This window comes from Bartonella sp. OC16QHHD, from assembly GCF_042194035.1.
Lineage (GTDB): Bacteria > Pseudomonadota > Alphaproteobacteria > Rhizobiales > Rhizobiaceae > Bartonella.
Map to the genome: position 1 here is coordinate 160,673 of NZ_JBHIMJ010000014.1, position 19,081 is coordinate 179,753.

The 19,081-nt window shown below is 35.9% G+C and carries 16 protein-coding genes; 8 read left to right on the forward strand and 8 right to left on the reverse strand.

The window, feature by feature from the left end; all coding sequences use genetic code 11:
* Positions 1–246: 246 nt before the first annotated feature.
* A complete protein-coding gene (locus ACFIK1_RS02420) occupies positions 247–1,482 on the reverse strand; it encodes an argininosuccinate synthase (protein ID WP_375636390.1) in 1,236 nt (411 codons plus the stop codon).
* A 169-nt stretch (positions 1,483–1,651) separates the two neighbouring features.
* On the opposite strand from ACFIK1_RS02420, the gene ACFIK1_RS02425 reads away from it, so the two are divergent.
* The gene (locus tag ACFIK1_RS02425) at positions 1,652–2,293 is read left to right on the forward strand and encodes a LysE family translocator (RefSeq protein ID WP_375662000.1); all 642 of its coding nucleotides are present in this window, start codon (positions 1,652–1,654) and stop codon (positions 2,291–2,293) included.
* Between the two features lie 507 nt (positions 2,294–2,800).
* On the opposite strand, the gene rlmN is transcribed toward ACFIK1_RS02425, so the two are convergent.
* The 6 genes from rlmN to lptC form a co-directional block, all read right to left on the reverse strand.
* Entirely contained in the window at positions 2,801–4,027 is a 1,227-nt protein-coding gene (gene rlmN / locus ACFIK1_RS02430) for a 23S rRNA (adenine(2503)-C(2))-methyltransferase RlmN (protein ID WP_375662001.1), read from the reverse strand.
* Positions 4,028–4,068: 41 nt separating this feature from the next.
* The gene (locus ACFIK1_RS02435; RefSeq protein ID WP_375611465.1) at positions 4,069–4,572 is read right to left on the reverse strand and encodes an invasion associated locus B family protein; all 504 of its coding nucleotides are present in this window, start codon (positions 4,570–4,572) and stop codon (positions 4,069–4,071) included.
* Between the two features lie 1,884 nt (positions 4,573–6,456).
* Positions 6,457–6,921, reverse strand: coding sequence for a PTS IIA-like nitrogen regulatory protein PtsN (gene ptsN, locus ACFIK1_RS02440; RefSeq protein WP_375606109.1), 465 nt, complete (start codon positions 6,919–6,921; stop codon positions 6,457–6,459).
* Between the two features lie 911 nt (positions 6,922–7,832).
* Positions 7,833–8,627 (reverse strand): LPS export ABC transporter ATP-binding protein, encoded by a 795-nt coding sequence (gene lptB, locus ACFIK1_RS02445; protein ID WP_012754448.1) that lies wholly within the window; start codon positions 8,625–8,627, stop codon positions 7,833–7,835.
* 6 nt (positions 8,628–8,633) lie between these two features.
* A complete protein-coding gene (locus ACFIK1_RS02450) occupies positions 8,634–9,233 on the reverse strand; it encodes an LptA/OstA family protein (RefSeq protein WP_375662002.1) in 600 nt (199 codons plus the stop codon).
* A gap of 76 nt (positions 9,234–9,309) precedes the next feature.
* The gene (gene lptC, locus ACFIK1_RS02455; RefSeq protein WP_375662003.1) at positions 9,310–9,954 is read right to left on the reverse strand and encodes an LPS export ABC transporter periplasmic protein LptC; all 645 of its coding nucleotides are present in this window, start codon (positions 9,952–9,954) and stop codon (positions 9,310–9,312) included.
* Positions 9,955–10,137: 183 nt separating this feature from the next.
* Between lptC and ihfB the strand changes: the two genes are divergently transcribed.
* The 7 genes from ihfB to ACFIK1_RS02490 all read left to right on the forward strand — a co-directional run bounded on the left by ihfB (position 10,138) and on the right by ACFIK1_RS02490 (position 16,047).
* Entirely contained in the window at positions 10,138–10,416 is a 279-nt protein-coding gene (gene ihfB, locus ACFIK1_RS02460) for an integration host factor subunit beta (protein ID WP_273790186.1), read from the forward strand.
* A 7-nt stretch (positions 10,417–10,423) separates the two neighbouring features.
* On the forward strand, positions 10,424–10,720 hold the full coding sequence (locus ACFIK1_RS02465) for a lipopolysaccharide assembly protein LapA domain-containing protein (RefSeq protein WP_273790185.1): 297 nt from the start codon (positions 10,424–10,426) through the stop codon (positions 10,718–10,720).
* 171 nt (positions 10,721–10,891) lie between these two features.
* Positions 10,892–11,824, forward strand: coding sequence for a class I SAM-dependent methyltransferase (locus ACFIK1_RS02470; protein ID WP_375662004.1), 933 nt, complete (start codon positions 10,892–10,894; stop codon positions 11,822–11,824).
* Between the two features lie 2 nt (positions 11,825–11,826).
* Positions 11,827–12,681 (forward strand): TrmH family RNA methyltransferase, encoded by an 855-nt coding sequence (locus tag ACFIK1_RS02475; protein ID WP_375662005.1) that lies wholly within the window; start codon positions 11,827–11,829, stop codon positions 12,679–12,681.
* On the forward strand, positions 12,671–13,174 hold the full coding sequence (gene lspA, locus ACFIK1_RS02480; RefSeq protein ID WP_375611348.1) for a signal peptidase II: 504 nt from the start codon (positions 12,671–12,673) through the stop codon (positions 13,172–13,174). The genes ACFIK1_RS02475 and lspA overlap by 11 nt, the downstream gene beginning before the upstream one ends.
* Before the next feature lie 1,123 nt (positions 13,175–14,297).
* Positions 14,298–15,071, forward strand: a complete 774-nt coding sequence (locus ACFIK1_RS02485) for a Bax inhibitor-1/YccA family protein (RefSeq protein WP_375654801.1) — start codon at positions 14,298–14,300, stop codon at positions 15,069–15,071.
* 112 nt (positions 15,072–15,183) lie between these two features.
* Entirely contained in the window at positions 15,184–16,047 is an 864-nt protein-coding gene (locus tag ACFIK1_RS02490) for an endonuclease/exonuclease/phosphatase family protein (RefSeq protein WP_375662006.1), read from the forward strand.
* 4 nt (positions 16,048–16,051) lie between these two features.
* Here the strand turns inward: ACFIK1_RS02490 and polA are convergent, their stop codons facing one another.
* Positions 16,052–18,979 carry a DNA polymerase I gene (gene polA, locus ACFIK1_RS02495; protein WP_375662007.1) on the reverse strand — a complete coding sequence of 976 codons (2,928 nt, stop codon included), beginning with the start codon at positions 18,977–18,979 and terminating at the stop codon, positions 16,052–16,054.
* Between the last annotated feature and the right edge of the window lie 102 nt (positions 18,980–19,081).

Genomic DNA, 19,081 nt, shown 5'->3' on the forward strand with positions numbered 1-19,081 from the left:
TATAAACATATTTTGTTCTGATAAAAATCAAAAACATTCAATATTATAAAGCAAAATTGACTTGTTTTGATTATCGAAGCCTTCATTGCTATTATTATCATGGGTTTTGCTTATTATATTTATTAGCGCAAAAGATAAGCTTCTAGTATTGAACGAAAGAACGGTAAAAACCAACAGAAAAAATGCTCAAACTAGGCATTTCATACAAAAGCACTGCACCTACTTTACACTTGTCACCGTAACTTTCTATTTCTTTTCTTTATCACCTTGATGATGCATTGCTAATGTACGCAAACGTAGAGCATTTAATTTAATAAAACCAGTTGCATCTCTTTGATCATAAACACCTTGATCATCCTCGAAAGTTACTAACTCACTGGAATAAAGTGATTTCTTACTTTGGCGCCCTTCAATAATTACATTCCCCTTATAAAGCTTTAACGTGACTTCACCTTCAACATGTTCTTGAGATAAATCAATAGCTGCCTGCAACATCTTACGTTCCGGCGAAAACCAAAATCCATAATAAATGAGTTCTGCATAACGTGGCATCAACTCATCTTTTAAATGAGCTGCGCCACGATCTAACGTTAAAGATTCTATAGCTCTGTGAGCCGTCAAAAGAATGGTTCCACCTGGTGTTTCATAAATACCCCGCGATTTCATACCCACAAAGCGATTTTCTACCAAATCTAACCGACCAATACCATTATCGCGCCCGTAACGATTTAATTCTGCAAGTAAAGTTGCAGGAGATAAATTTTTTCCATTGATTGAAACAGCATCGCCTTTTTTAAAGCCAAGAGTAATTCTGGTTGCTTGATCTGGAGCATCTTCCGGCGAAAGAGTACGCATATGGACATATTCAGGAGCAGGAAGTGCTGGATCTTCTAAAATCTTTCCTTCTGATGAAGAATGCAATAAATTTGCATCCACTGAAAAAGGCGCTTCACCTTGCTTATCCTTTTCTACAGGAATTTGATGAATACGAGCAAATTCAAAGAGATCTGTCCGACTCTTAAAATCCCAATCACGCCATGGAGCAATAATCTTTATATCAGGATTAAGCGCATAAGCGGAAAGCTCAAAGCGTACCTGATCATTGCCTTTTCCTGTTGCTCCATGAGCAATGGCATCTGCCCCTGTTTCCTCAGCAATTTCAATAAGGCGTTTTGAAATAAGTGGACGTGCAATTGATGTTCCTAAAAGATAAGTCCCCTCATAAACGGTATTGGCTCGAAACATCGGAAACACAAAATCACGCACAAATTCTTCGCGCAAATCTTCAATGTAGATCTCTTTAACACCTAGCATTTCAGCTTTACGACGAGCAAGTTCTAGCTCTTCCCCCTGCCCCAAATCTGCTGTAAAAGTTACAACTTCAACACCTAGCGCACTTTGCAACCATTTAAGAATAATTGACGTATCCAATCCACCTGAATAAGCCAAAACAACTTTTCTAATATTTTGCCACCTTTTCATTTTAACGTTCTATATGAGCTACTTTTTTATTTCTACCCAAAAATCAAAACGATGCAAGAAATATAAAAATAAATTCTTTTTAAGCAACATTAAAAAGACGCAAAAACCGTAAATAAAGGTGCCTCAAAGTATAAATAGTGAACACTGCTTAAAATAAAAGGAGATTTACGTGTCATTTCTACCGGAGTGGTCTATTGTTGTACAATTTGCTTTAGCATCGTTGATTTTAGCACTTATTCCAGGACCAGATATGATGCTTTCTGTAGGACGAACCATTACACAAAGCAAAAAAGCTGGAATTATGTGCACCTTGGGTAGTGCAACAGGGTTTGCCATTCAGGTTACCGCTGTAGCACTTGGCTTATCAGCGCTTATTTTTGCTGCACCACATACTTTTGTTCTTCTGAAAATTGTTGGCGCCTTTTATCTTTTATGGTTTTCCTTTCAAGCGTTACGGAGAAACCCCACTTTTTCCTTTGAACAGACATCTTCTAAATCTCAAAGCGCTAAACGTAACTATCTTGCTGGTATTGGAATTAATCTTCTCAATCCTAAAGTTATACTCTTTAACGCGACATTCTTACCACAATTTATCAATGCGAATGATCCTATGGCAACACAAAAATTGCTCTTTTTAGGACTCTCTTATATCCCTATTTCTTTCCCCATTACAATTGCAATCGTTTTTACAGCGCATAAACTTACCAAAACTCTCAAAAAGAACCCTCTTTATATTCGCTTTCTCGACTGGCTTATTGCTGGTACTTTTACCAGCTTTGCCCTCCATCTCCTTGTGGTTACAAAACATTGATTTATAAGTGTAATGTATCGCTTTTAATTTGAATAAAAAACAAATATTATAAGATTTTTTCATTTCAAATCTGTTTATTTTGAATAAAACAATACCTTTCCTTTGTACACCACAAGAGAAGCTGGAGTTTTCGTATGGATAAAAACTATCTAAGAAAAGAATAAACAAAAGCATGAGCCACTGCACAATCTCCACTTTTTAAAAGATATTACCGTAGATGCTTTTAAAAGACACAAAACCTAATTAATGAGTATGATAATAAGGTAGAAATTAGTTACAATCCTTAAGACTTCATATTCCCTCTAAATTAGGCTTCCTTCTTATTTCAGAGATTATGCAAACAGACTATAGACAATCTCTTACCCCATTTAGCATATAAATGCTGAAACTGTTCGTCTAGCACTTATCCATCTTAATCTCTGTCTCACGTATGCCATCGCATGAGGTTTGGATATTAAATTACAAACAAAAAAGTATAGGCCTCGATATCGCTGAAAATTACGTTAACTAATGACCAATGGCATTTTCAAGTTGTAACCGTTCAGATTTACGTAAGCGCTCTGAAGCCGATTTAAGCTGTCCACATGCAGCTAAAATATCGCGTCCACGCGGTATCCGAATAGGAGAAGCATAGCCCGCTTGATTAACGACATCAGCAAAACGCTCGATTTGCTCCCAATCAGAGCACTGATAATTACTCCCTGGCCACGGATTAAAAGGGATTAAATTAATCTTAGCAGGAATCCCTTTCAATAACTGAATCAATCGCTTAGCATCATCTAAACTATCATTGATATCTTTCAGCATAACATATTCAAATGTGATTCGTTTTGCATTGGAAAGACCAGGATAATTACGGCAAGCCTCCATTAGTAAAGCAAGCGGATATTTTTTATTAATGGGAACAAGCATATCCCTTAGTGTATCGTGTACTGCGTGGAGTGAAATTGCTAACATAACACCAATTTCTTCTCCAGTTCGGATAATTCCAGGAACAACTCCACTAGTTGAAAGCGTAATTCGACGTTTTGATAAAGAAAGTCCATCGCCATCAGAGGCAATCAATAAAGCTTTTTTAACAGCTTCAAAATTATAAAGAGGTTCTCCCATTCCCATCATAACAATATTGGTAATTTTTCGTCCTTCAATGGGAACAATTGCTCCATCAGGGGTATTCTTATCAGGAAAATCACCCAAACAATCACGTGCAACCAATAATTGTGCCAAAATTTCTTCTGCGGTCAGATTACGAACAAGCATCTGCGTTCCAGTATGGCAAAAAGAGCAGGTTAACGTACACCCTACTTGCGATGAAAGACATAAAGTACCACGTCCTTCTTCAGGGATATAAACCGTTTCAATTTCAACAGGCCTTCCAGCTCCACGTGCAGGAAAACGTAAGAGCCATTTACGCGTACCATCTTTTGATATTTGTTCTCCAACAATTTCTGGGCGCGCAATGGAGAAATGACACTTAAGTGTTTCTTGCATTGCTTTAGAAATATTCAGCATATCATCAAAATTTGAAACACCACGCACATAAAGCCAATGCCAAAGCTGACGCACACGCATACGCGTTTGATGCTCTGGTACACCAACAGTCTTTAAAGCTTGCATCATTTCATCTTGCGACAAACCAATTAAAGAGAGCTTAGAACTCTCCTTCACGACCACATTATCTGTTTTTCGTGCAAAACATGAACCAACTGGTCTAAGGTCATAGGAAATGGCCATTGCTTTCCAATTCACATCACTATTTTAGAGTTATCGAAACCTTAATGGCACTTTTGAGCTGCATTTAATGCAGCAGTGACCCCTTTTAAGGAATAAGTATAAGTGGTATGCGTTCCTCGTTTTGATATCGCTTGCACTGTCATATTGCTTCCAGCACGCATAGCAGAAACAAGCTGCTTTTCTAGCTCTGATGACGCCAGCCAAGCTGAGGAATCTTTCGTGAAAAAATCAAAGTCCTTACCTCCAATGGTCACTGTCACTCTCGACCCTTCTTGAAGGGTATAACCAGCCATAAACTGCGGTTCAAACGAAATAGGTGAATGAGAACGCTTGGTAACCAAGAAAAAGTTATCACCATGATTAACTGTCGTTGGAAGAGCCTTCAAAGGTACCGATAACACATAGCAAATCGTATTTTTGGGCGATTTATAAGAATAGGCTCCCCACGCTTCAAATTGATTTAAACGGCTTGGCGTTTGTGCATATGCCACTCCCGCTGTAACAAGAACCATTACAGATGCAGCAATAACAGTCTTTTCAAACATCTTCATTTAGCTCACTTCTTTAGTCTCTAACAAGATTTTCTTCATTGGAAAAATTCAACAAAAACTCCTCGATATTCATGTGTTATTGTCCTAATTCCTTCAATAAGCGAAATATTTTCACACTAATCAAAATAGATTTCTACGTTTCATTGTGACCTTTTAATCGTTACCAAAACATAAACTTCTTATTCAATAACCACATTAAAAAATAATATCTTCATTTTACGCTACTTATTTCGTTTTTGTATAAAAAACGATTTCTTTAAGCTATAGAACTTCAAAACGAGATGAAAATATACCATCACTCTGTTAAGAAATAAACCATACTCTTTATATCACAAGCAATCTGATGCAAAATTTTGAAAATACACCCCGGACTCCCCGCAAAAAAGCTTAATCGCCTTACGAATATCACTTCTCGACTTTATGCATTCAATATATTTATGTTCGTAAAATACTCCATCTTTTACTCATTATAGTGCATTCATATTTCGTATTCAATATCGTCCCGATAACACTTTTTCTCAATCTTCAAAAGACCTTGTAAAAATAATAAAATATTATCAAGATATTAATAATAAAACATAAAGAGTTTAGATTCTATCTCAATAATCACATACAACTTTGTTTCTTTTGATCTTATTTCCCTATATATTTCATCTCCAATTATTAATTTCTAAAATGATTTTAGTAGCTTATAATAGCTTAATCGTATTATTTTAATGTATTAGACGATATTTTTCTTTCTGTTATAAAAAACTTCTTAAGAATTCTTTGGGAAAGTCTCCTTATCTTATTTCTAAGTAATTTATAAAAAGAAATATAAAACTTTTTTCTATAGCAGTTCTAACATTACCGTTTTTTAAACAATATTTTAATCAATTAAAGACACTTAAATAAATCTTCCTATGCATAAAACTCTTTCACCCAACCTAAAGGTATAATTTTCATTCTTACCGTACAAAATTGTTCTTTAGCATGAGCTCTATACAACAGAGACATCTAAATCATATCTATAAAATAGTTGATCTCTCCACTTGTGAAGAAGAAAGCTGGCACCATAACACTATTTTCCAGCTCCCAATGTTTTGCTACAACTCTCGATACTTGAGACGATTCATAGGAAGCATTTTTACCCCTTTCTTGTACAGTTTTTATCCACACGCTAATTTCGTTTACAACGTGCAAGGAAATGGTTTTGATTGATTCAACATAAACAAGTTTGGAATAAGAGAATTTTACAATATTCGGATCTCTCATCCAACATGCGAAATAGTGAATTATATTTAAAATCAATATCTTGCTATACTGAAGATACAATATATCTCTTATTTCTTCTTGAGCATTAAAATATTATCCCTAAACACTCAAACTCAACTTACAAAAAAATTCAATGCACAAATAAACTTTTCTGTTGATTTCTTTCCCGCTTTCAAAGGACGAAGATTCTTAATCCAATCTGGACTGAAAAAGTTTGGATTCTTGTCGAGCGGTCTCCTCTTTTCTTCCCACTCATGTGATTCACTTAACTAAAGGCTCTACAAACAAGTCCTGCTTAAAAACATTTACCACGCACTCTAAAAGCACTTAATATATTAAGAAGACTTACAGAATTTATCTCACCATATCTCAAATGATAGTGTTTTTACAGTATAACAGGATAAAAGAATCCACGAACATAATAATTAGATGCTTTAATATACGAGAACAAGAAAGGAAAAGCCCTTCGTTTTTGTTGGTTGCTCTTTAAAAAGAAGGTTCAATTAGAAGTAATTTTCTTAAATCTCATGACATAACCTTTTGTTATTAGTCTTAAGATGCAAATTATATTATTTCCTACGCTCTGTAGTGCATACCTCGCAATTTATACGCTCATAATAACTTTTAAGCTGCATTTGATTCTGAAGTTTGAATCAATAAAGCATAAAGCGCATTGGCATTATGCGTACTGCGCAACTTTTGTACAACATCAGTGTGACGCAAAACACGTGCGATCTGTGATAAAGCTTTTAAATGATCTGCACCAGCATTTTCAGGTGCTAAAAGGAGAAAAACGAGATCTATAGGTTCGTCGTCAAGAGCTTCAAAATCAACAGGACTTTCAAGACGTGCAAATATACCAATGATCCGATTAATATCAGGTAATTTTCCATGAGGAATCGCAATACCTCCACCCAAACCCGTTGAACCAAGCTTCTCGCGTTGTAAAACAACATCAAAAATCACATGCTCACTAAGACCTGTTAGCTTGGAAGCTTTTTCGGCTAAAATTTGCAGAACCTGTTTTTTCGAATTAGCATTAAGAGCCGGAATGATCGCTTCCGGTGCTATTAACTCACTCAAATTCATACTTTAATTTTCCTCTTACACGCTAAAATGCTCATCAATAAACCTATAAACGCTATAGATACTTAATGTTCTTTCACTTTTCGCAACATCGCATGTGTTTTTACTTTTCAATTTATAATGGGTGATGGCTCAATACATCTCATATCACTTCTAAAACAACAATAAATATTATTCGGATCATCATTAACGGCATAAGAAACCAAAGAAATAAAGTTGTTCATAAAGTTAATTTCCTTACGACTCTAGAAAAGGCCATTATTCATAAATTTATTAAACTTGTCATAAGAGTTGATGTATAATCCGCCATCAGAGTTTTTCTTTCTTTAAAAATGAGCCCTTAAATTAAGATGAAAAGCATACTGAGCAAAATGGACCTTTACTTTGAAAATTACTGTATAGCTTGAACATCGACTTATAACAAGAATATAAAGATTTTTAGAAATTTAATGATTATTTTAAAAGATTTATAGATTTAGCCTGATATCTGTAGCCAAGCTCCTATTTTCAAATAGGCCATATAAACCAATAAAATACGACAACTCCTATTGAATAACCGCAATATATAAACCGGTGCTCCCATCAAAATACCTAAAACAGCATCATCGATATATGGTCTGATTCGACAGAGAAAAATATGATAAATATCTCTTACCTTTCAATAACACACGCATTTATTGAGCGCTTCGTTTATCACTCATTATCACGTTAATCTAGTGATATCTTTTCTATGATACAATTATGAGTAAGCTAAACTTATAAAACAACAGACTAACCTCTAATGATGAAGCCTTTTTCACCACTCAATAACAACATTAAGGTTATAGTCATAAAAGAAGTTTTGGCATAAATAAGGAGATTTTCAGTAATAATGTTTGGTTAAACTTAAATGGAAACTCGTGAAAGCTGTAAAATCAAAGAGAAAACTGATTTCCCAAATAAATTCTGCGTACATCAACGTTGTTGATAATATCGTTAGGACAACCGTGAACTAACACCCGCCCTGTATGAATAATATAAGCGCGATCGACAAGCCCTAATGTCTCACGCACATTATGATCCGTTATTAAAACACCAATGCCACGCCTCGTTAAATGACGAATAAGTTGTTGAATATCGAAAATAGCGATAGGATCAATTCCTGCAAATGGTTCATCAAGTAACATAAAATGGGGACGAGAAGCTAAAGCGCGCGCAATTTCAAGTCGCCGACGTTCACCTCCAGATAACGAAAGTGCAGACATTTTACGTAAATGATCAATTTTAAATTCATGTAAAAGGCTATCTAACTCTTCACGTTGTTTAAGGCGATCTTTTTCAACGACCTCTAAAACAGCTTTAATGTTATTTTCTACTGAAAGACCACGAAAAATAGACGCTTCCTGTGGAAGATATCCAATACCTAAACGCGCACGTCGATACATCGGAAGATGCGTAATATCAAATCCATCAATTTTAATGGATCCTCCATCAGATTTTATAAGCCCTGTCACCATATAAAAACAAGTTGTTTTACCTGCCCCATTGGGCCCTAAAATGCCAACGGCTTCTCCCGTACGAATGCCAAAAGAAACACCATTAACAGTTCGTCTTCCTCGATAAACTTTAATCAAATTACTGGCAATCAAGGTCCCTTTTAAGGGATTTTTTGAAGCTTCACTTTCAAGATTATACCTATCGGTCTGTTTTTTTCTTTTGATTCCAAACATGAAATCTTAATGGCCATTCTTTTGATTTTGTTTTAAAATAATAGAAACACGACCTTTTTTCTTAGGCGTCTCACAACCTTCTAAAAAAGCCTTTCCGCTTTCCATATTTGCCGTTAGTTTGCACCCCGTTGCCACATTGTCACCATCAGTTAACACAACATGATTCCCTGTCAAACTCATCATTTTTGACTTTCCATCAAAAACGCCTTTATCACCCGTAGCAACTTGCGTAGCAATTTTTATATAAACTTTTCCTAAAGCTTCCATTTTTTGTATACTCGACGAACCAAATAAAGAAACAGATGATGCCTTTGTATCTTCCTTGTTTTTATCAATTTCTTTATATGCTTTATCGTAGTAAACAACTAATTCTGCCGTTCTTAAAAGACGTTCACCTTGTACCACTGAAACGTCACCCTTAAAAAGCGCTATCCCTTCTTTATCACGTATTTCCAAAGAATCTGCATGAAGTTCTACCGGTTCTTTATCGCTTGATAGACTTATTCCAAAATGGGCCACTTCAGCATATCCTAAAACTGCTCCTTCTCCTAACATTCCCATGCTAACAGCCAACATCACACCTATCCATCTTTTGTACGATTTCATTATTTCAATTCTTCTGTTTGTATATACACATACTTCTCTTTATAAATATCCTTTAAAGATTTGTATTGATATTGCGTTATTGCTTTTGAAGCACTAAATGCACACCACCATGGAAATATATGTTTTTTCCTTTTTCTCGAATTTGTAAGGCGTTTGCGGCAAGATTCAAACCGGCTTGCTTAATATTAACACGTTGATCTGTTTTTAACTGTCCCTCGGATAAGTTAATACTAGCTGACATAAATTGTACCATCATCCCATCATTCGTCGTAATCGTGAATGGCTTATCCAACTGTAAAAAACCATTAATGTTATCGTACCCCCCTCCTTGTGCTGAAAGAAAAACCTGTCTTTGTTGGCCCATAAATGCTCTAGCTGTAATGTTTTGCAACCCAATCATTCCAGCGTGGGTATGGTCTTGAAATGCCTTTTCTGCTTTAAGCCAATAAGGTTCATGAGCACGCGTATACCCTTCTAATTTTGGATTGAGCATCGTCAAATTCATCACGCCACTTTCTCCATTATTCAAAGGCATAGAATCAGAAGTAAAGGGAACCAAGAAAAACGTAAACCAGCAAAAAACCAGCGCTGAAATCAACGCTAAGAGAGGTAAAAAAAATTTTAATATGCTAATGCGACGCGAATGACGAGATGCTTTTTTTAAAACATCTCCAAAAGATGATTGCGTTGAAAAGGCTTTATAATGATTGTGTACGAACATACTCTCCTGATCTCTTAAATCCTCCGCATTTTTAATCTGTATACCCTTTATAGAAGGTATTTTCAAATTTTGTTTCTTGCAATTTGTTTTTTCTTGATTTTATTTTGCTTTTATCCGTTTATATATTGTAATATGCATGGAGTGCACAATTACAAAATTTTTTTGTGTGAAAGTGAGGCTATTGTGGTAAAATCAGAACTTGTGCAAATTATCGCTCGTCATAACCCGCATCTTTTTCAACGGGATGTGGAGAATATTGTAAATGCTATTTTTGAGGAAATTGCAACAGCACTTGCAAATGGCAATCGCGTTGAACTTCGTGGATTTGGAGCTTTTTCTGTAAAAAGCCGTTCAGCCCGTAATGGACGTAATCCACGAACAGGTGAAGCCGTTTCTGTTGAAGAAAAGTGGATTCCTTTTTTTAAAACTGGCAAGGATTTACGCGACCGTCTTAATCAGTGAGAAACTTATGATAATTAAACGTATTCTTCTAACAAGTATCGGTGTGATTCTCGCAGCGGTTTTGATTGTTTTTATCGTGGCTAATCGTCAAATGGTTCCGTTAACCCTTGATCCTTTTCGAGCAAATCCTGAAAGTTTTACTTATCATGCTCCCCTCTTTATATGGCTCTTTATTTTCTTTGGTTTTGGTATTTTATTAGGAAATCTGATCAGTTGGTTTTCCTACCACAAATACAAAAAAGCTCTCAAAAAAAGTAAAGCCGAGATTGAAAAATTGAAAACATCTATCACAAATCTGGTGTAATGGTATTTAAATGAAATCTTTTCTCTCTGTATTCTATATTCAGTACAGAGTTAAAAGTGCTCTTTTTCTTTTTTATACATGTTTTAATTGACTTTAGCTTTTTTGCACTTTTACGAAACATTTAAGAGTTTTATAATATATTTTTATACCTCATATACCGTGATACAAAACATGCCCGCACAATGCTTTCAATTCTCCCATAACAATAGATATCCGCAGGAAAAGCTGCCCCTTATTTTAGAAACGGGTATAAGCGAAAACTATGCTCTCATTGATTCTGGTCATGGACAAAAATTAGAACGTTATGGAGCTTACCGCATTATTCGACCAGAAGGTCAAGCACTATGGAAACCCGTTTTACCACAAAAACAATGGGCTGATGTTGATGCTATTTTCACAGGAAACCTTGATGAAGAAGGGGTTGGGCGTTGGCATTTTCCTAAAAAGCCACTTGATGAAACATGGGCTCTTGCTTGGAATGGATTGTCTTTTCTAGGCCGTTTTACTTCCTTTCGTCATGTGGGGGTTTTTCCTGAACAAGATGCCCATTGGCGCTCTATGGAAGAACAAATTGTTAAAGCCGAACGCCCTATAAAATTGTTGAATCTTTTTGGCTATACAGGTATTGCCTCTTTGATTGGAGCACGAGCGGGTGCGAATGTTACCCATGTTGATGCTTCTAAAAAAGCCATTGCGTGGGCAAAAGCTAATCAAGAAAGAGCAGGATTACCAGATCATTCTATTCGCTGGATTTGCGATGATGCTATGAAATTTGTCGAGCGTGAACTGCGTCGTAAGAAAAGCTATGATATGATTCTTCTTGATCCCCCTGCTTATGGGCGTGGACCCCATGGTGAAATTTGGCAACTGTTTGATCATTTACCCGCTATGATCACAAATTGTCGTAAACTTCTCTCTGATAAACCGCTTTCTGTTGTCCTTACGGCTTATTCTATTCGTGCTTCCTTCTTTGCACTTCATGCTTTAATGCGTGATGCATTTGTAAATCTTGGTGGTACGGTCGAATCAGGAGAACTCATTTTGCGTGAAGAAGTTGCAGGACGTGCTCTTTCTACTTCTCTTTTTAGCCGTTGGATTGCTTGAATATGTGTAGACCCAAAACTGGTAGAGTGAAAGAAATTACCTCTCTTAGCAACCCCATCATAAAAAATCTTAAAGCACTTAGCCAAAAGAAAAACCGTAATAGAGAAGGTCTTTTCATGGCAGAAGGATTGAAATTGGTCATTGATGCTCTCAATCTTGGCTGGACAATACAGACGCTTATTTTTTCTAAAAGTGAAATCGGTAATGCTACTATCGAAAATACTGCTGCACGTGCTGTAGCCAACGGTGGTTTTGTTATTAAAGCCTCACAAAAGGTTATGGAATCACTTACCCGACGCGATAATCCACAAACAGTTATTGGTATTTTCAAGCAAAAATGGCACTCTTTTGGAATGATAAAAGGGCAGATTAAAGATGTTTACATCGCGCTTGATCGTGTACGTGATCCTGGAAACCTTGGTACCATTATTCGAACAGCTGATGCTGTAGGTGCTAAAGGTGTTATTTTAATTGGCGAAACAACAGACCCTTTCTCGCCTGAAACAGTCCGTGCAACCATGGGATCTATTTTCTCTGTACCACTTTATCGTTTTGATGAAAACGGCTTTTTAAACTGGTCTTCTCACTTTAAAGGTATGATTGTTGGAACACACCTCAAAGGTTCTCTGGATTATCGCACACTTGACTTCAAAAATGGCCCTATTATCCTTTTAATGGGAAATGAAAAACAGGGATTATCAGATCTTCTTACGAATCGGTGTGATAAACTTACGCGTATTCCACAAAGCGGACGAGCAGACTCGCTTAATCTAGCTGTAGCAACAGCTGTTATGCTTTATGAAATCCGTCGCCCCTATTTAATACTGGAACCATGTGAGGAAAAACATGATTCGTAAATCACTCCCTTTTCTTCTCTTGGGCTTGGCTTTTACAGTAGTACTTGATCAAGCTGTCAAATACTGGGTTATGCACAATATGCCTTTAGGAACAGAAATTTCGCTTATTCCTTTTCTTTCCCTTTATCATGTGCGCAATTCTGGCATTGCATTTTCGTTTTTTTCTTCCTTTTCTCAGTGGGGAATCATCGCCATCACGATCATTGTGATTATCTTTCTTCTATGGTTATGGAAAAATACTGAATATAATAAGTCTTTAATGCGCTTTGGTCTTATTCTTATTATTGGGGGAGCCATCGGCAATCTCATTGATCGTATTCGCTTTCATCATGTCACTGATTATATACTTTTTCATATTGATGATATTTTTTATTTTGCTATTTTCAACCTTGCAGATAGTTTTATCACTCTCGGTGTTATTGCCATCCTTATTGAAGAATTGCGTACTTGGATGAAAGCAAGGCGTCATTCCAATAGTACATCTTCTCATTGATATGTTCAGTGCCTTAGAAAACAGAGATTATTGACCATCACAAGTCTGATTACACATTGATTTCTCTTAATCAATTCTTGTTGCTCGTCATTTCACGTGTTTCTCTTCATGGGACTATAAGATCTTACTTTCTTTCCAACTTTACATTTCTACACTTAGTTAGTGCAAAAGAAATGAACCCAAATAGAATCAATATTTTTTATCCATGTGTCCTACATCACAATTTTTGAGGAGACATTTCACAGCATTTGAAGTTCTGTTTATTTGATTAGAACAATTGCTTTTCGTATGTTTTTTAGTTTTTACAGATATCGCTTTTACAGAGCCTTTCTTAAGTGCTTCGTTTAAAAACTCTCCTTTTTTATTTTATATATTGTTTAATAAAAAACATTTTTTCAACTATTTTCAATGGTGTCTTGTTAAACCAACATATTGATTATAAATATAAATTACCGTTTTTCATATTGAATAAAAGCCCTTACTATCCTAAATCTCTTTATATTTGGAATCTGTTCATGTTGAATCCATTAAAACCATGTCTCTTGTAAGACACAAGCAAGTCAATAATCTTGATTGATTTAATATGAACAGATTTTCAACCAGAGAATCTTGCGATATTCGGAGTATCATTTAGCATTCAAAAAGACAATTTATCATTATACATCAATATTTATATAAAAATCCAATTCAATAGCTCTTATAACCGTGCAAAACAGATGCAATATTGGAAGTTGAAAATAGTGTGATGATACTTGCCGCTCTTCTCATAAACGCAAAAATAGTGAATATTTTATAAGGGATTGTATTACATAGTTTCTGTGCATAATAGAAAATTTTCTAAGTGTAGTCTTTTTATTTTGCAAAAATATGGCAAAAAATGGAAATATTTTTTATTAAAATGAACTATTTCCTTACCAATTTGTAAGGTTCCTTCTTCATATAAATCTCTTGTAATTTTTAAATAAATCTCCATAATAAGAGCATATATGCTGGAATTCTGTCAGTGATTCTTAAGGGTTTTTGTATTGCCCAATTAAGGCTTATACCAAGCTTATCTGTGTAATGACAGAGACACCTTTAAAGCCCTATACCTGACAGAACATATGCTAAAGGATTTTATATTATGGCTAATTTTAAAAATTTACGTTCGGCGCCTACTTCTCACGCCGATGCATCAATTGATCAGGGATTGCGCGACTATATGTTGGGTGTCTATAATACAATGGCCATTGGTTTGCTTATTACAGCTGCTGCCGCTTATGTAATTGTATCATTAGCAACGACAACAGATATGAACCAAGCAGCAGCTCAAATCAATAGCAGTGTTTATTTAACATCATTTGGAGTAACATTTTATACATCGCCATTCTCTTACATTGTTATGTTTGCACCACTCATAGCAGTTTTATTCCTCAGTTTTAAAATTAATACATTGAGCACAAATGCTGCTCGTAGCCTCTTTTTTGGTTATGCTGCTCTGGTTGGTCTTTCACTGTCTTCAATCGTTTTGCGCTATACGACAGAAAGTGTTGTGCAAACCTTTGTCATTTCCGCCGCAACTTTTGGAGCTCTTTCACTTTATGGATACACAACAAAGCGTGATCTCACAGCAATCGGTTCATTCTTATTCATTGGATTGATCGGCTTGTTGCTTTCCATGATTGTGAACATTTTTCTTGGATCAAGCGCTTTGCAGTTTGCTATCTCTGTGATTGGTGTTTTTATCTTTGCTGGTTTAACAGCCTACGATACCCAGAGCATTAAGTTGATGTATTATGAAGGAGATGAAAGCGATACCAGAGGACGTAAAGTTATTATGGGCGCGCTGAATCTTTATCTTGATTTCATCAATATGTTTGTCTTCTTGCTACAGTTTCTTGGCTCAAACCGTGATTGATTGCAAAAATCATTACTTAATTAAAGAACCTTGTTTCTAAAAGAGACAAGGTTCTTTTGTTTTTAGTGTAAATCTTTACCCTCTGCTTCTTAGAAACTATTCTTTTCGCAAAATGACAAAAATCCCTTATAAGCAAAAATTCCCTTGGTTTACCGGTTTTATCCAACAAAAACTCCATAGCTCCCTTTTAAATACAACTCACAGCCGCTCTCATCATCAATCAAACATCGTCAATCAAAATAGTAATTATGATCTGACCGTTGCTTCCTATAATGTGCATAAATGTGTAGGTGTTGATAAAGTTTTTAATCCTACAAGAATTGTCCGTGTTATTACTGAATTACAAGTTGATATCCTTGCTCTTCAAGAAGCAGATAAACGTTTTGGGGAACGCATCGGTTTGATTAATCTTCAGCTATTAAAAGCTGAAACCGGTTTGATTCCTGTACCTCTTAATACTATGTCACCTCATGGCCATGGTTGGCATGGGAATGCTCTTTTTTTGCAAAAGGGATATGTACGTGATACTTTACAAGTCACTCTTCCTAGTATTGAACCACGTGGGGCTGTAATTGTAGAGTTGGAAATGGCAGCAGGCCCTATTCGTATTATTGCGGCTCATTTTGGCTTATTACGTTACTCTCGTAAACAACAAACAAAAATGCTCCTTGAAATTTTCCAAAAACGCCCCCTTATGCCTACACTCCTCATAGGAGATTTTAATGAATGGCGAATGGGAAAAGGCTCATCTTTAAATCATTTTTCTCCCTATTTTGATAGCACTTTTGAAGTTGTACCAAGCTTTCCCTCTCGTTTTCCTTTATTAGCCCTTGATAGAGTTTTTTCTTTTCCCCACCAATTGGTAACAAGTATTGAAAATCATTATTCACCACTTGCACGCATTGCTTCAGATCATTTGCCTATCAAAGCCTATCTTAATCTTTCCAACGCAATCAATATTCTTAAAAATAAATAAAAAATTAATGTGCCTCATCCCAATTTTGAGCCGTCATAACTTTTACTTCAAGCGGGACAGATAAAGATAGAACCGGTATTGTAGCATTTTCCATAACATTTTTAACAACAGTCATGGTTTTTTTACTTTCTTCTTCTGGTACTTCAAAAATCAGTTCATCATGAACTTGCAGCAACATTTTTGCTGATAGTTTTTCTTCTTTTAAAGCATCTCCCATATGTATCATAGCGCGGCGAATAATATCTGCTGCAGAACCTTGAATTGGAGCATTGATAGCTGCCCGCTCATTAAGAGAACGAATTTTTACATTCTTTGCTTTTATCTCTGGATAATGGATACGACGTCCAAAAATTGTTTCTACATAACCATTTTCACGTGCAAAGATTTTGGTCTTCTCCATATAATCTTTAATTCCTGGAAATCTTTCAAAATACAGTTGAATATAACGACCCGCTTCTTGGCGTGAAATTCCCAATTGATTAGCTAGTCCAAAAGCTGAAATACCATAAATAATACCAAAATTAATCGCTTTTGCACGCCGTCGTATATCTGAATGCATTCCTTCTATCGCAACACCAAACATTTGTGATGCCGTTATAGCGTGAATATCATGCCCTTTAGCAAAAGCTTTTTTTAATGCTTTTATATCCGCAATATGTGCAAGAATGCGCAACTCAATCTGACTATAATCAGCAGAAAGTAACACATGTCCTTTGGGAGCAATAAAAGCTGTTCGAATTTTACGTCCTTCAGCAGTTCGCACTGGAATATTTTGCAAATTTGGCTCTGATGATGATAACCGACCTGTTGATGTTATTGCCAAAGAATAATTTGTATGAACTCGCCCTGTTTTTGAAAAAATATAAGAAGGCAAGGCATCTGTATAGGTAGATTTTAGCTTTGAAAGTTGACGCCACTCAATAATTTTACGCGGTAAAATATGACCTTCAGCAGCCAACTCTTCTAAGGTCCGTGCAGAAGTTGACCATTGTCCACCCTTAGTTTTAGCGCCTCCAGGCAATCCCATTTTGCCAAAAAGGATATCCCCTAATTGCTTTGGCGAAGCAAGATTAAACTTTTCATCAGCTTGTTTGTAAATTTCCTCTTCTAGAATCAAAGCAGCTTGTGCTAACTCTCCTGAAAGACGCAATAAAATCTGCCTATCAATAAGAATCCCCCGTTCTTCCATTCTTGCAAGAACTTCTACAAGAGGCCGATCAAGACGTTCATAAATTTTTGTCATTCCACGAGCAACAAGTTGCGGTTTCAATACTTGCCAAAGACGTAGCTTTATATCAGCATCTTCCGCCGCATAAAGGGTTGCTTGTTTTAAATCTACTTGTGCAAAAGAAGTAATTTTTTTCCCGTTATGCGTTAAATCTTTATAGACAATTGGTTTATGCTCAAGCCAACGTTCAGACAAATCATCCATATTATGGGTTAACATTCCAGCATCAAAAGCATATGATAAAAGCATGATGTCGTCAAAAGAGCTTATCATAATGTCGTATTGCTTCATCACCAACCAATCATATTTTATATTATGACCAATTTTTAACACCGCTGAATCTTCTAATATCGGTTTTAAAAGTGCTAAAGCTTTTTGGGCCTCAATCTGTGAGGCAATGCGCCCGCCCCTCAAAAGGTCCTCTTCTCCTTCATCAAAATGTTCAAGAGGTATATAAGCTGCTTTTTCCGGCTGTAATGCGAGTGAAAAACCAACAAGCTTTGCTTGCATCGGATCAAGAGATGTTGTTTTAGTATCAAAAGCGAAAAAACCCTGCTCTTGTGCTTGTGATAACCAGTCTTTTAAAATTTCCTCATCAAGAATTGTTGTATAAGCATCTCTTGTAATTTTTTGAGTCAGCGCTTGATCTTTACGTTTTTGTGCAAAAACTTGTGGAGAATTTTCAGAAAAATTATGAAGAGATGCGCGCTCAGTATTCTTGATATAAGAATCATGCCTGATATCAGAATCATTCCTGGGGCTTAGTTTTTCCCATTCAACATCTATATCAAGTGCGTCAATAACAGCTGCATCGCATGTCGTTGCCTCTGCCACGCGACGCGTTAATGTTGAAAACTCCATCGCTTTCAAAAAAGCAATTAAACGTGGACCATCTTGTGGCTCCAAAATAAAATCATCTAAATCATTATCTATAGGAACATCTGTTTTAAGCCTGACAAGTTCACGAGATATTTTAACTTGTTCTCTATAAACTTGAATGTTTTCACGTCGTTTTGTTTGTTTAATTTCTGTTAAGTTTTGCAATAAAAGATCAAGAGAACCAAATTCATTTAACAACTGAGCTGCAGTTTTTGGACCAATGCCTGGAATACCCGGTACATTATCCGTTGAATCTCCAATTAATGCTTGTAAATCAATCATTTTTTCAGGCGCAACACCCCATTTTTCTATAACTTCCGAGATACCTATATGCTTATCTTTCATTCCATCATACAAAGATACATGCGTATTTACGAGTTGCATAAGATCCTTATCAGAAGAAATAATGGTTGTTTTTGCCCCAACCTTTGTTGCCAACTTTGCATAGGTAGCAATTAAATCATCCGCTTCAAAGCCTTCCTTTTCAATACAAGGCAAATTAAAAGCCTTCGTTGCTTGGCGTATTAGCGCAAATTGAGGAATTAGATCTTCAGGAGGTTCAACGCGATTCGCTTTATATTCAGGATAAATTTGTTTCCGAAAAGTATCAGATGAATAATCAAAAATAACAGCAAAATGTGTTGGAACAACACCCGTAGCTGTATTACGAGCATCACAAAGTAATTTCCATAACATATTGCAAAAACCAGCTACTGCTCCTACAGGAAGTCCATCCTTTTTACGTTTTAAAGGCGGCAAAGCATAATAAGCACGAAAAATATAGCCTGATCCGTCAACCAAAAAAAGATGATCTGTTGCTTTCATAACAATTTTTTCTCCATTTCAGCTAAAAAAACAAATTACCCTTATATATTTTTTCACTTTGCCTCTAAAAAGCCATTTTTTCTCTTCATAAAACGTGAAGTC